This window comes from Brevundimonas pondensis, assembly GCF_017487345.1.
Classification (GTDB): domain Bacteria; phylum Pseudomonadota; class Alphaproteobacteria; order Caulobacterales; family Caulobacteraceae; genus Brevundimonas; species Brevundimonas pondensis.
On sequence record NZ_CP062006.1, the window covers coordinates 2,724,840 to 2,738,262 of the forward strand.

Consider the following 13,423-nt stretch of genomic DNA (forward strand, 5'->3'; position numbering starts at 1 on the left):
CCGACCGGATCGCTCCGGTCGGCTTTTTGTTGCGCGCGGGGCGCCTCAGAACTTCCGCTTGCCGCTTACCGTCTCGAAGAAGAGCCGGAAGTCGCCCATCAGGCTCCACAGCGGATATTTAAAGGTCGCGGGCCGGTTCTTCTCGAAGAAGAAATGCCCGACCCAGGCGAAGCCGTAGCCGACCACCGGCATGGCCAGCAGCCACCAGGCGTTCAGCGTGACGCAGAAGGCCAGGAAGGCGGCGATCACCAGGCCCGTCCCGACCACATGGATGCGGCGGCAGGTCCGGTTGGCATGTTCGTGGATATAATAGGGATAGAAGGCCTCGAACGAGGCGTATCGGCCTTCTGGCCCTTGGGCGGACGGCTCGGTGTTCATGACCCCAGCCTGCCCCCGGATCGCGCCGGGGGCAAGTCAGGGATCAATCAGTCGAAGCGCTTGCCGCTCTTGGGACCCTTGGGGCCCTTGGCGAAAGGCTTGCCGGCCGGCTTGAAGCCCGGCTTGCCGCCGGCCTTGAAGTCCGACTTGGGCTTGAACGGCTTCTTGGCGCCCGGCCCCTTGGCGAAGCCGCCTTCGGAACGCTCAAGGCGCTCGCCCTCGGTGCGCGGGGCGTAGGGCTTCTTGTTGAAGGCCGGACGGTCGCCGCCGCCTTCACCCTCGCGCGGCTGCCACGGCTTCTTCTTGAACGGCGGACGGCCGCCCTCCCCATCCTCGTCGCGGCGGAAGGGCTTCTTGGCGTAGGGGCGCTCGCCGCCTTCGTCGCGACGGTTGCGCGTCCCGCCCTTGAACATGCCCGAATGCGGGGCCTCCGAAGGCGTGATGTTCGCCTCGCTGGTGTTCATGGCCGCCAGCTTCTGGAAGGCCTCGACGTGGGTGTTGGCGATCTCGAAGCGAGTCTCCTCGGGGAAGGTCTTGATCGAGCCGATCTGCTGCTTGGTGATGCCGCCGATGCGGCAGATCATCGGGATCAGCCACTTGGGATCGGCGTTGCGGTTGCGGCCGATGTCCATGCGGAACCACGACACCTGGTCCGGCTGCAGACGCTCGAAGGGCGAGGCTCCGGCGGCGAAGGCGTCGCCGCTCTCGCCGCGCGGCTTGCGCTGCGGGCCCTGGCCCGGATCGACTAGGTCCTCGGGCGCCGGCAGGTCCTTGCGCAGCAGGACCAGCAGGGCGCGAGCCAGGTCTTCCGCCGTGCGCTCGGCCACCAGCTTGGCGATCAGGCCGGCGTCGTCCTCACTGCCTTCCTCGGCGAAGACCGGGGCGGCCAGCAGGCGCTGCTCGTCCTTGGCCAGGATCTCGTCGGCGGTCGGCGCCCCGGCCCAGGTCGCCTCGACCCCGGCCGAGCCCAGCAGCATCTCGGCCTTCCGGCGACGGCTGCTCGGCACCAGCAGGATGGACGTGCCCTTCTTGCCCGCGCGGCCGGTGCGGCCCGAGCGGTGCAGCATGGTCGCCTTGTTGATCGGCAGCTCGGCGTGGATCACCAGACCCAGGTCGGGCAGGTCCAGACCGCGCGCGGCCACGTCGGTGGCGACACAGACGCGGGCGCGGCCGTCGCGCAGGGCCTGCAGGGCGTCGGTACGCTCGCGCTGGCCCATTTCGCCCGACAGGGCCACGGTCGCGAAGCCGCGCTCCAGCAGCGACGACTGCAGATGACGCACGCTGTCGCGCGTCGAGCAGAAGACCAGGGCGCCCGGCGCCTCATAGAAGCGCAGCACGTTGACGACGGCGTGCTCGATCTCGTTCGGGGCGATGCGCAGGGCGCGGTATTCGATGTCGCTGTGCGGCTGGCTGCGGTCGACGGTGTCGATGCGCACGGCGTCGCGCTGATAGCGCTTGGCCATCATGGCGATGTCGCGGGCGATGGTGGCCGAGAACAGCAGGGTGCGGCGTTCGGGCGGCGACTGCTCGAGGATGTATTCCAGGTCCTCGCGGAAGCCCATGTCGAGCATCTCGTCGGCCTCGTCGAGCACCAGCACCTTCAGCGCCGACAGGTCCAGGTTGCCGCGGTCGATGTGGTCCTTCAGGCGGCCGGGCGTGCCGACCACGATGTGGATGCCGAAGTTGAGCGCACGAGCTTCCTTGCGGGCGTCCATGCCGCCGACGCAGGTGGTGATCTTGGCCTTGGACTCGCCGTACAGCCATTCCAGCTCGGCCGAGACCTGCAGCGCCAGTTCGCGCGTCGGGGCGATGGCCAGCATCAGCGGGGCATCGGCGGGACCGAAGGTTTCGTTCTCGCCCAGCAGGCTCGAGGCCGCCGCCAGGCCGAAGGCCACCGTCTTGCCCGATCCGGTCTGGGCCGAGACCAGCATGTCGGCCTCGCCGTGGCCTTCCAGAACCGCCGCCTGGACGGGGGTGGGCTCGGCATAGCCCTTGTTGGCGAGGGCGCGGTCTAGCGCGGGGTGGATCGCGGGAAAGGGCATATACGACCTGAAAAAGAGCATGGCGGCCGTCGAAACGACCGCGCCCGGCCAAGGCGAACAGCCGGCCGGGCGATGAGGAGGCGGTCTCTATACACCAATAACGGCCCCGATGCGGCGGATTTCCGCAAAAAGACCGCCGTTCACCACGCTTGTTCAGGCGCCGTTGACCGCAAAGCCACGATCCTGACGGTTCGCAGAGTTCCTTTCGCCGCCCGGAGACCGATCATGACGATCCCGCCCCTGAGCATCGCCGCCGCCGGAATGCAGAACGCCGCCAACCGCTTCGAGGCCAGCGCCCGACGCACGGCGACAGGCACGCTGGACAACCTGGCGGTCGAGGCGGTCGAACAGATCCGCGCCAGGCAAGACTTCTCCGCCAACGCCGCCGTGGCGCGGACGGCGGACGAGATGACGGGAACCCTGCTGGATATTCTGGTTTAAGGCCTCTTCGCCTCCCCTCACCCCGCCTTTTCCGGCAGGTGGAAGAAATCGATAAAGCGGGCGAAAATAGCGCGGTCGCCCTCGATGCTCATCGCCCCCTCGCCTTCCAGCGCCGCCGGCGGAACCTTGCCATAGACGGCGGCGGCCACGATCGGCGGGGCGGCGCGCACGATCACGTCACCGTCCTCGACCTCGCCGCGTCGCGTGGCGATCTCGCCGTCCTCCACGGTCACCACCATGCGGTCCTCGTCCAGGGCGAAGCCCAGACGCATGACCGCGCCCGCAGCCTTCGACGGATCGAACATGGTCTCGAACGACTGCATGATCGACACCGCACTGATCGGCAGGGTCGGAACGTGCTGCGGCGAGCGCGCGGCCCAACGGCCCAGCACCATGAAGACCGGCTTGATCTCATAGCCCCAGTCGGTCAGCTCATAGACCTGGACCGAGGCGGGCGGCGGCAGCTTGCGCTTATGGACGATGCCCGAGGCCTCCAGCCCCTCCAGCCGCTGCGTCAGGACGTTGGCGGACAGGCCGCACAGGTCCTTGCGCAGGTCGCTGAAACGCCGCGGCCCCATCATGAGTTCTCGTATCACCAGCAAGGCCCATCGCTCGCCGACAAGGTCGAGTCCGTGGGCGGCGCCGCAGGCGTCGTGATAGCGGCGGGAACGCCCGGCGGACTCGTTAGTTACTTTTTCTAACTTCATGGTTGACTAACATAACACGATAGGACACCGTTACGCCAGATCAGGGAGGATCGCCAAATGAACAAGCTCATCTTCGTCAATCTGCCTGTCACCGACCTGCCGCGCTCCGTCGCCTTCTATGAGGCCGTGGGCGCCACGAAGAACCCCATGTTCTCGGACGACACCGCCGCCTGCATGGTGTTTTCCGACACCATCCACGCCATGCTTCTGACCCACGAGAAGTTCTCCAGCTTCACCGACCGGGCCATCCCGGACGCGCACCAGACGGCCCAGGTGCTGATCTGCGTCTCCGAAGACAGCCGCGACGGGGTGGACGCCGCGATCGATCGCGCCGCCGGGGCCGGCGGCCAGGCCGACCCCAACGCCAGGCAGGACTACGGCTTCATGTACGGCCGCAGCTACGCCGACCCGGACGGCCACATCTGGGAGGTCATGTGGATGGACCCCGAAGCCGCCGCCGAAGGCCCCGAGGCCTTCGCCGCCCAGGTCGGAGGCGGTTGATCATGAGCGACCTGTTCGAGCTGAGCATCAGCCGCGTCTTCAAGGCCTCGCCGGAAACCGTCTGGAAGGCCTTCACACAACACGGAACCGAATGGTTCACGCCGCGCCCCTGGACCACGCCCCAGGTCGACTACGACCTGCAGCCCGGCGGCCGCGCCGACATCGTCATGCAGTCGCCCGAAGGCGAGCGGCACGAGTATCGCGGCGTGGTTCTGGAGGTCATCCCCGAGCGTCGCATCGTCACCACCGGCGCCATGACCGAGGGCTGGATTCCGCAACCGGGCGAGATGAACTTCGTGCGCATCGACACGTTCGAACCCGAGGGCGACGGCACCCGCTACACCGCCCGCGCCCGCCATTGGGACGACAAGGCCATGCAGACCCACGCCGAAATGGGCTTCGAGCCCGGCTGGGGCGCCGCCGCCGATCAGTTGGGCGAGGTGGCCGAGCGTCTCGCCGCACAGGAGGCGACGTCATGACCGACAAGATCATTCCCTGCATCTGGTACGATCTGGGTCAGGCCAGGAAGGCGGCCGAGTTCTACGTCTCGCTCGGCCTGCCCGACAGCCGCATCGACCGGGTGGTCGCCAGCCCCGCCGACAATCCGTCCAGCTCGGCGGGCGCCGAGCTGGTGGTCGAGTTCACCCTGGCGGGACGGCCCTATGTCGGTCTGAACGGCGGGCCGATCTTCCCGCAGACCGAGGCCGTCTCCTTCATGATCATGACCGATGATCAGGCCGAGACTGACCGCCTGTGGAACGCCATCGTCGGCAATGGCGGCGCCGAAAGCGCCTGCGGCTGGTGCAAGGACCGCTGGGGCGTGAACTGGCAGATCACCCCACGCCGCCTGATGGCCTTCTACGCCGACCCCAATCCCGCCCGCACCAAGGCCGCCTTCGAGGCCATGATGACGATGACGAAGATCGACATCGCGGCCATCGAGGCCGCTGCTGACAAGGCTGGGTGACCGGCCAAGCTAAGCTGTTCCCTTTGTCGTTTGCCGCCAAGACACGACCCGCCGCCTGTCCCGACTATCTGCCCTCTACCCCTCAAGCAGCGAGCCGCCGCGCGGCGAGCGATAGGGGTCAACCTCCGAAGGAGAAACCAAAATGTCCTATATCACCGGCTTCCTGACCCCCGTGAAGACCGAGAACAAGGAGCGCTATATCGAGTCCGCTCGCAAGTCCTGGCCCCTGTTCCAGGGCTATGGCGCCACCGCCCAGATCGAGAACTGGGGCGTCGACGTGCCGGACGGCAAGGTCACCAGCTTCCCCATGGCGGTGAAGCTGGAGGACGGCGAAGCCGTGGTCTTTTCCTGGCTGGTCTGGCCCGACAAGAAGACCGCCGACGACGCCTGGGCCAGGATGCAGGAAGACCCCGCCATGGCCAACATGGACATGCCCTTCGACGGCAAACGCATGATGTGGGGCGGCTTCGAGACCATCTTCCAGAACTGACCTGGCAGCGTCGGGGCCGGCCACGCCGCCGGCCCCGACCTTTCTATGCGCCTTCGTGCGCGACGCCGGGCCCGGCCCGATGGGCCCTCAGGCAGGTCGCGACGCTCAGCACCACCAGCAAGAAGGCCAGCGCCTCGATCACGGTCGGCAGACGCCGCTCCCAGGCGAAACCGTAGATCAGGGCGAACAGGGTCTCGAACAGGATCATCTGACCGACCAGGGTGAGCGGCAGCAGCCGACTCATCCGGTTCCACAGATTATTGCCGACGATCGAGGCCAGCACCGCCACGCCGACCGACACCCCCGCCAACCGCATCCAGTCCCCGGCTTCGTGCTGCGCGCCCGAGGCGATCAGCAGGGCGACCGGCAGAAGCAGCAGGCTCTGCGCCCCGGTGACGACGCCGGTCAGCAGGTTCCAGTCGTGGGCGGACACCGCCTCCAGTTGGCGAAGCCGCCGCGCATTGCTGACGGCGAAGAAGGTCCAGGAGGCCAGGGCGCCGACGGCGCAGCCGAAGCCGATCAGACGAGTGACGTGCGACGTCGCCGCCGGTGCGGCCAGGGCCTGCCAACCGATGCAGACCGCCCCGGCGATGCAGAGCAGCAGAGGCAGATGCAGCCGCCTCAGCGGCACGGCGCCGTGGTCGCGGCTGCCGATGATCGTCACCGCCACCGGCAGGAAGCCGATGACCAGGGAGGTCATAGCGATACCGCCCGTCTGCACCGCCCCCGACAGCAGGATGTAATAAAGGGTGTTGCCGGTGAGGCCGAGCCAGAACAGGTTCAACCAATCGCCCCGCCCGATCCGCGAAGTCACCGCCTTCCAGCGCGGCGCCAGCAAGGCCCCCGCGATCAGGCCATAGGCGAGGTAACGCCCTACCGTCAGTTGCAGCGGATTGAAATCCCGCGCCAGTTCCGGCGCCAGGAAGACCAGGCCCCACAGGGCGCCCGCCCCGACCCCGCAGGCGACGCCGACCGCCGTCCGGTTGTTGCGCCCCTGATCGATGATGTCCGTCGTCATTTCCGGTTCCCGCTTGGCTTGGCGGCGAGCTATACCAAGGGGCGGACGGGGCGTTTCCTCTCGATCACAGGCCCAAACGCAACAAAAACTCGCGCAAATCAAAGACCGCCGATGGCCGTACGACCTGCTTCTCCGCAACGCCCGCTGGACAGCTTTGATCGCGCGATCCTGCGCATCGTGCAGCGCGACGCCCGGACGCCGCAGCGCGCCATAGCCGAAGCCGTCAACCTGTCCGCCGCCGCCGTCCAGCGACGCATCGCGGCCATGGAGGCCAGCGGCGTCATTCGCGGCAATGTCGCCGTGGTAGACCCGAAGTCGATCCCCCTGACCATCACCGCCATCGTCGAGGTCTATCTGCAGGACGAGCGGGCCGAGACGGTCCAGAGCGCCAAGGCCCGCTTCCAGAGCGAGCCGGAGGTGCAGCAGTGCTACTACGTCACCGGCGGCACCAGCTTCATCCTGATCGTCGTCACCACCGATATGGCGGCCTATCAGGCGCTGACGCAGCGGTTGTTCGAGGAGAACGACAGCGTCAACCGCTTCCGCTCCCTGATCGCCCTGGACCGGGTGAAGACCGACGCCCCCCTGATCATCCCCTGAAGGCCCGAGAGGACGCCTCAAAATGAAAAACGCCGGCGAGGTCGAACCCCGCCGGCGCTGATCTTAAGGCGATCGGACCGATCAGCTGTCCAGGAAGGACCGCAGCTTCCGCGACCGGCTCGGGTGCTTCAGCTTGCGCAGGGCCTTGGCCTCGATCTGACGGATGCGTTCGCGGGTCACGCTGAACTGCTGGCCGACTTCTTCCAGGGTGTGGTCGGTGTTCATGCCGATGCCGAAGCGCATCCGCAGGACGCGTTCCTCACGCGGGGTCAGCGAGGCCAGGACGCGGGTCGTGGTCTCCCGCAGGTTCGACTGGATGGCGGCGTCGATCGGCAGGACGGCGTTCTTGTCCTCGATGAAGTCGCCCAGGTGGCTGTCTTCCTCGTCGCCGATGGGCGTTTCCAGCGAGATCGGCTCCTTGGCGATCTTCAGGACCTTGCGGACCTTCTCCAGCGGCATGGCCAGCTTTTCGGCCAGCTCTTCCGGGGTCGGCTCGCGGCCGATCTCGTGCAGCATCTGGCGCGAGGTGCGGACGATCTTGTTGATCGTCTCGATCATGTGCACCGGGATACGGATGGTCCGTGCCTGGTCGGCGATCGAGCGGGTGATCGCCTGACGGATCCACCAGGTGGCGTAGGTCGAGAACTTGTAGCCGCGACGGTACTCGAACTTGTCGACCGCCTTCATCAGACCGATGTTGCCTTCCTGGATCAGGTCCAGGAACTGCAGGCCGCGGTTGGTGTATTTCTTGGCGATGGAGATGACGAGGCGCAGGTTGGCCTCGACCATTTCCTTCTTGGCCTGACGGGCTTCGCGTTCGCCCTTCTGGACCGTCTGGACGATGCGGCGATAGTCGTCGATCGGCAGGCCGGCCTCTGTGGCCACGGCGGCGACATCGCCGCGGATCTGGGCGATCTGGGCGGCCTCGACCTCGCTGAACTTGGTCCAGCGTACGCCCATTTCCTTGACGCGGTCGGTCCAGTTCGGATCCAGCTCCGAGCCGAAGTAGGCCTTGAGGAACTCGGGACGCGAGATGCCGTAGCTGTCGGCCAGACGCAGCAGCCGGCCTTCGAGGCCGATCAGACGCTTGTTGATCGCATAAAGCTGCTCGACCAGGGCCTCGATGCGGTTGTTGTTCAGCTTCATCGTCTTCAGACGATCGCTGATGGCCGCGGTCAGGGTCTCGTAGGCCTTGTGGTCCTTGGCGCTGAGGACTTCGCCCTTCAGGCGAGCTTCGACCAGCTTGTCCTGCAGCTTGCGGAAGCCGCCGAAGTCCGAAGCGATGGCGTCCAGGACTTCCATGACGCCGTCGCGCAGCTCGGCTTCCAGAGCCGAGATCGACATGCCGCCGCCGTCGTCGAAGTCGTCCTCGTCCTCGTCCTCGCCTTCCGGCTTGTCGCCGTCGCCATCCGGTTCACCGGTCGGCTGGCCCGGCGCGGGCTGGTTGTGCGGCAGGGACGACGGATTCAGGATGCCGTAGGTGGCGTCCAGGTCGATCACTTCGCGCAACAGGATGCGGTTGTTGGCCAGTTCCTCGCGCCAGACCATGATGGCCTCGAAGGTCAGGGCGCTTTCGCACAGACCCGAGATCATGGCGTCGCGGCCGGCCTCGATGCGCTTGGCGATGGCGATTTCGCCCTCGCGGCTCAGCAGTTCGACCGAGCCCATTTCGCGCAGATACATGCGCACGGGGTCGTCGGTGCGGTCATAGGCGGACTTCGCCGGGGTCTCGGCCACGGCGGTTTCGGCGGCGGCGGTCACGTCGGTGCCGGTCGCCTCGGCGGCGTCCTCCTCGGCCTCTACGACGTTGACGCCCATTTCCGACAGCATGGCCAGGGTGTCTTCGATGGCGTCCGGGGTCACTTCCTCGGACGGGAGGACCTTGTTCAGCTCCTCCATCGTGACATAGCCGCGCGCCTTGGCCTGCTTGATGAACTTCTTGACGCCGGCGTCCGTCAGATCGAGCAGGGGCCCGTCGGTATTGGCTTCGGTGTCCTGCGTCTCGGTCTGCGCGCTCATTCAGTCTGTCTCCACGACCGCTCGGGGGTGATCAGTCCCCTGCGGCGAAAATACAACGCCCGACGACTTCGTTGGTTACGAAGAAGCCGCGTCTTCCCAAATCGTTCCGGTCTTGATGGCCCGTCGCAATGCATCGCGCTCGGCTTTCACCAGGGTGAAGGCCGAGTTGTCGAACGCCTGATGGGCGCCCGACTTTGCTGACGCCAGCGCCTGCTCCAACGCCGCTACGCGGGTCAGAGCGTCGAACGCCTGCGACCACCGGATCCTCGCCTCGCCGAGGGGCTTGTCTGCAGCCAGGAATGGCGCGCCGGACTTTGCCGCCGCCTTCTCGACCTCGTGCATCAAGGCATCATGACCCGAGTGGGCCAGATGGCGTCGGATCGCGGCCGAGTCAAGGCTTTGCCCCGAAAAGCGTAACCGGACCAGTTCCTGGGCCAGGCCGTCCAGCTGAGGGTCGCCAAAACCATGCCGGGCGATGGCCTCCAGATGATCGTCCATCCGCTCGGGATCGTCGACCGCGCCGTGGGCCAGGGCGGCGGCGACCGGCTCGATGGAGCGGAACAGGGCCTGCATGGCCTGGGCGCCCTCCGCCGTCTGCCCCAGCCTGGGCGGCGGGCCGCGCCAGCGCCCGCCGGGACCGGGGCGACCGTGGAACGACGACGCTTGCTGCTGTTGCTGCTGGCGCGGGAACAGGGCGTCGAAACGCTCGAACAGGTCGCGGCGGTATTGTTCGGCCAGGTCCTTGTCCTGAATGGCCGAGGCCGCCTGGCGCAGCCGCCCCTTCAGCCCCGCCTTGCGCTCGGGCGTGTCCAGCGGTTCGGCCTCGGCCTCGCGACGGAACAGGACCTCGATGAAGGGCCGGGTCTCGCTGAGGGCGTGACGCAGGGCTGGCGCCCCCTTGTCGCGCAGGATGTCGTCCGGGTCCTGACCGGCGTCCAGCAGGGCGAAGCGGAAGGACCGCCCCGATTTCAGCAGGGGCAGCGACCGCTCGATCGAGCGATAGGCCGCCCGCAGACCCGCCGCGTCGCCGTCGAAGCACAGCACCGGCTCGGCCGAGACCCGCCACAGCCGCTCCATCTGCTCCTCGGTCAGGGCCGTGCCCATGGGCGCCACGGCCGGCAGGCCCGCCCGCTGGCAGGCGATGACGTCCATATAGCCTTCGACGACGATGATGCCCTGCTCGCCCCGGCTCTCGGCGCCCAGGATGCGACGCGCCTCGGGCAGGCCGTAAAGGGTGGCGCCCTTGTGAAACAGCGGGCTCTCCGGCCCGTTCAGGTACTTGGCCCGGTCGTCGGGGTTCATGGCCCGCCCGCCGAAGCTGACGATCCGCCCGCGCGCGTCCAGAATGGGGAACATCAGCCGGTCGCGGAACCGGTCATAGGGGGCGCCGCCGCTTTCCGGCGAGATCAGCATCCCCGCCTCGACCAGATCGCCGGGCTTGGCCCCACGCTGGATCAGGGCGTTCTTCAGCCCCTCGCGGTCGTTGGGCGCATAGCCCAGGCCAAAGCGCTCCCACTGATCCTCGGGCAGGCCGCGCTTTTCCAGATATTCGCGCGCCGCCTTGCCGACCGACCGGCGCAGATTGGCGGCGAACCATTTCTGGGCCAGGTCCATCCAGTCGGTCAGGCCCTGCTTTTTCGCCTCGCGCTCGGCCGATTGCGGGTCCTCGGCGGGCAGTTGCATCCCCGCCTCGCCCGCCAGCCGCTGCACCGCCTCGACGAAGCTGAGACGCTCGGTCTCCTGCAGGAAGCTGATGATGTCGCCGTGCTTGCCCGAGCTGAAGTCGTGGAAGAAGCCCTTGTCATCGTTGACGAAGAAGCTGGGCGACCGCTCCTTCGAGAAGGGACTGAGGCCCACATACTCGCGCCCCTGCCGCTTGAGCTTCACCGTCCGGCCGATGACATCGGACGGGCGAAGGCGGGCCTTCAGTTCTTCCAGGAAACGATCGTCGAAACGCACGTCTTCAGACACCCCGGCGCGGCGATGGGGGGAAGGGCCGCCACGCCGTCAGACATGGCCATCCCCGGTTCTGTTTTCCACAACCCTGTGAAGATCAGGGATAAGTGCGTCGTTTTCGGACGCCCTACTTCCACGCCTCGCCGGTGCGGCCCAGGGCCTCGCCCAGATCATAGACAGCGATCATCGCCTGCTGGCTGAAGTCCAGGCTGTTAGCCCCGTCAAAGTCTTCGGGGATGGCGGCGACGTGGAACTCCAGTCCGTTGCGACTGGCGAAAGCCCGGTTGGCGGCGATAGTGGCGCGCAGCTGACCGCCCAGCACCGCATCGAGACTGCGCGTCAGCACAGGAATGGCCGCGTCGCGGGTGACGGCGAAGCGCGGCGCGTCCTTGCCGTTGACCACGACGTGCAGGCGCGCGCCCTTGAACACCCCTGCCGCGTCATCCCAGTTCCACATGATCTGCGGCAGGGCGACGAAGGGGTTCATCACCCCGCCGTCGACGTGCATCTCCTCGAAGACCGCACCCTGCCCCTGTGAGCGGATCATAACAGGCGGAAAGGCGCCGGGGATGCTGGCCGAGGCGATCAGGACGTCGCGGAACAGGGCCAGGGCTTCCGGCCCGCCGCGCTCGGCGATGGCGCCCATGTTCCAGATGACGCCGCGCTGGGTGTCCAGATCCGTGGTGGCGACCAGCAGCATCCGCCCCTTGGCGTGCTCGGCCGCGACCTCGGCCAGCAAGGCTTCATCGACATTGTTCTCGACCAGTTCTCGCAACGGCAGGCCGCTGAACACGCCCGAGCCGACAAAGGCGCGCAGCCCCCGGCTTTTCAGCAGACCCGTGGCCTGACCGCTGGTGTAGGCCTCCTTCAACCGCTCATCCCAGCGCGGCCCCAGGAAGACGAAGGGCGCGGCCAGAGCGCCGGTCGACACCCCCGTCACCACCTCGAAGTCAGGCCGCGTCCCACTGGCGGTCCAGCCGTTGATCAGGCCGGCGGTGAAGGCGCCGTTGGCTCCGCCGCCGGACAGGGCGATCAGGTCGAAATGGCCGTCCGGCCCCTTGGGCACGCCCTCGCCCAGCTGCTCCTCGATGCTCTGCGCCGCCGCCTCGTCCTCGACGGAGAAACGGACATTGGGGAAGCCCACGGGAAAGGCGGCGTCGCGCTCATTCAGGCCGAAATCGCTGCGCGCCCCGCTGGCGCAGGCGGACAGCAACAGTCCGACGCTCAGAACGACGGCGACCGTCCGCAACAGGCTGAAACTCATGGGCGTCCTCCAAGGACGCGCACCTTAGGCGGGATCGATGACAGATGGAAAAGCGTCGCGCCTGAAAAACCGCGTTAGGTTCTGGTTAACCAAGAAGGCCGTCCCGGCCCCGCCATCGTCCGAATACGAACGAAATCGCGCGCGACAAAGGGTTATCCACATGCTGTGGATGGATTTTCATTACGGAAGCCCCTGATGTTCATCGCCATCGCCCGCCCGGCGGTGGAGCCCCAAGGCCCCGACGCCGTCGCCGTCCCCGGCTCCCCCGCCATTCCGTTCCTGACGCCCCGCGCCCTGCACGCGCGCCTGCTGGACAACGCCGCCGCGCGTCGCCGCCGGGGACTGGAGCGAAAGCAGGCCCGCCGCGCCGACGACGCCGCCTACTGGATCGCGGCCGCCCCGATGGCGGTGCGAAAAGCATGCGAACTGCGGCGGCATTCGACCTTTGTCGAACTGCCCTAGGACTTTCGCAACAGCGGGAATTACAGAAAATTCAGAGTTCAGACGTCACATCGAACGGACGTTCTTGCCGAGTTGTTTCGATGCCCGACGCCGACCTGCCACACGCCGCCTTTCTTCGCCCCCTGCTGGATGTCATGGCCGAGCGACTGGGCGGCGCCGTCATCCTGCACGCAGCCCCCAGCGGGCGAATCCTGATGGTGGCGGGCGAAGTTCCGGGACTGGAGATTCACGACCCGATCGGGGCCCGGCCTGACAATTACGCCGACCGTTTTCAGGTCTTCGCCCAGGACGGCTCCCTGGCCCGCGTCGAGGACCTGCCTGTCGTGCGCGCCATGGCCTCCGGCGAGGCTATCACCGACGAGGTCTGGCTGTTGAGCGGCGCCGCCGGTCCCGTGCCGGTCTTCGTCGACTCCTACCCCCTGAAAGACGACAGCGGCGCGGTCATCGGCGTGATCGCCGCCGCCACCGACCCCAAGCGCTGGAGCAACCGCGCCGAACGGCTGAAGCACACCATCTCCATCCGCGACGGTTTCGCCCGCGGCTGACATCGCCGGACAAGAAAAAGGCGGGGCTTTCAC

Annotated in this window: 15 protein-coding genes; 8 read left to right on the plus strand and 7 right to left on the minus strand. The window is 67.2% G+C overall.

From position 1 onward, the window contains the following. Positions 1-45: 45 nt before the first annotated feature. Together IFE19_RS13625 and IFE19_RS13630 are read right to left on the minus strand one after the other, a co-directional pair. Positions 46-378 carry an Mpo1-like protein gene (locus IFE19_RS13625; protein ID WP_207823135.1) on the minus strand — a complete coding sequence of 111 codons (333 nt, stop codon included), beginning with the start codon at positions 376-378 and terminating at the stop codon, positions 46-48. A 47-nt stretch (positions 379-425) separates the two neighbouring features. Continuing rightward, the gene (locus IFE19_RS13630) at positions 426-2,420 is read right to left on the minus strand and encodes a DEAD/DEAH box helicase (protein WP_207823137.1); all 1,995 of its coding nucleotides are present in this window, start codon (positions 2,418-2,420) and stop codon (positions 426-428) included. A gap of 225 nt (positions 2,421-2,645) precedes the next feature. Between IFE19_RS13630 and IFE19_RS13635 the strand changes: the two genes are divergently transcribed. Next, the gene (locus tag IFE19_RS13635; RefSeq protein ID WP_207823138.1) at positions 2,646-2,861 is read left to right on the plus strand and encodes a flagellar hook protein FlgE; all 216 of its coding nucleotides are present in this window, start codon (positions 2,646-2,648) and stop codon (positions 2,859-2,861) included. A gap of 17 nt (positions 2,862-2,878) precedes the next feature. On the opposite strand, the gene IFE19_RS13640 is transcribed toward IFE19_RS13635, so the two are convergent. Next, positions 2,879-3,442 (minus strand): winged helix-turn-helix transcriptional regulator, encoded by a 564-nt coding sequence (locus IFE19_RS13640; protein WP_263972789.1) that lies wholly within the window; start codon positions 3,440-3,442, stop codon positions 2,879-2,881. A gap of 183 nt (positions 3,443-3,625) precedes the next feature. Here IFE19_RS13640 and IFE19_RS13645 point away from each other — a divergent pair, with 183 nt between their 5' ends. The 4 genes from IFE19_RS13645 to IFE19_RS13660 all read left to right on the plus strand — a co-directional run bounded on the left by IFE19_RS13645 (position 3,626) and on the right by IFE19_RS13660 (position 5,526). Beyond that, complete coding sequence (locus IFE19_RS13645) at positions 3,626-4,069, plus strand: VOC family protein (RefSeq protein WP_207823142.1); 444 nt, start codon at positions 3,626-3,628, stop codon at positions 4,067-4,069. Positions 4,070-4,071: 2 nt separating this feature from the next. Next, positions 4,072-4,548, plus strand: a complete 477-nt coding sequence (locus tag IFE19_RS13650) for an SRPBCC family protein (RefSeq protein WP_207823144.1) — start codon at positions 4,072-4,074, stop codon at positions 4,546-4,548. Continuing rightward, positions 4,545-5,036, plus strand: coding sequence for a VOC family protein (locus IFE19_RS13655; protein WP_207823146.1), 492 nt, complete (start codon positions 4,545-4,547; stop codon positions 5,034-5,036). The genes IFE19_RS13650 and IFE19_RS13655 overlap by 4 nt, the downstream gene beginning before the upstream one ends. Before the next feature lie 142 nt (positions 5,037-5,178). Further along, positions 5,179-5,526 carry a DUF1428 domain-containing protein gene (locus IFE19_RS13660; protein ID WP_207823148.1) on the plus strand — a complete coding sequence of 116 codons (348 nt, stop codon included), beginning with the start codon at positions 5,179-5,181 and terminating at the stop codon, positions 5,524-5,526. Between the two features lie 43 nt (positions 5,527-5,569). On the opposite strand, the gene IFE19_RS13665 is transcribed toward IFE19_RS13660, so the two are convergent. Further along, positions 5,570-6,544, minus strand: a complete 975-nt coding sequence (locus IFE19_RS13665; protein WP_207823150.1) for a DMT family transporter — start codon at positions 6,542-6,544, stop codon at positions 5,570-5,572. 111 nt (positions 6,545-6,655) lie between these two features. On the opposite strand from IFE19_RS13665, the gene IFE19_RS13670 reads away from it, so the two are divergent. After that, positions 6,656-7,144 (plus strand): Lrp/AsnC family transcriptional regulator, encoded by a 489-nt coding sequence (locus IFE19_RS13670; RefSeq protein WP_207823151.1) that lies wholly within the window; start codon positions 6,656-6,658, stop codon positions 7,142-7,144. A gap of 81 nt (positions 7,145-7,225) precedes the next feature. Here IFE19_RS13670 and rpoD read toward each other — a convergent pair whose 3' ends face one another. The 3 genes from rpoD to IFE19_RS13685 form a co-directional block, all read right to left on the minus strand. Then, a complete protein-coding gene (rpoD, locus tag IFE19_RS13675; protein ID WP_207823152.1) occupies positions 7,226-9,163 on the minus strand; it encodes an RNA polymerase sigma factor RpoD in 1,938 nt (645 codons plus the stop codon). Between the two features lie 75 nt (positions 9,164-9,238). Continuing rightward, positions 9,239-11,122, minus strand: a complete 1,884-nt coding sequence (gene dnaG / locus IFE19_RS13680) for a DNA primase (protein ID WP_207823155.1) — start codon at positions 11,120-11,122, stop codon at positions 9,239-9,241. 124 nt (positions 11,123-11,246) lie between these two features. After that, positions 11,247-12,383: a patatin-like phospholipase family protein gene (locus IFE19_RS13685; protein ID WP_207823157.1), complete on the minus strand. Its 1,137-nt coding sequence runs from the start codon at positions 12,381-12,383 to the stop codon at positions 11,247-11,249. A gap of 195 nt (positions 12,384-12,578) precedes the next feature. Between IFE19_RS13685 and IFE19_RS13690 the strand changes: the two genes are divergently transcribed. Continuing rightward, positions 12,579-12,845 (plus strand): hypothetical protein, encoded by a 267-nt coding sequence (locus tag IFE19_RS13690; RefSeq protein WP_207823159.1) that lies wholly within the window; start codon positions 12,579-12,581, stop codon positions 12,843-12,845. Positions 12,846-12,925: 80 nt separating this feature from the next. Next, positions 12,926-13,390: a hypothetical protein gene (locus IFE19_RS13695; protein WP_207823161.1), complete on the plus strand. Its 465-nt coding sequence runs from the start codon at positions 12,926-12,928 to the stop codon at positions 13,388-13,390. The last annotated feature ends 33 nt before the right edge of the window (positions 13,391-13,423 follow it).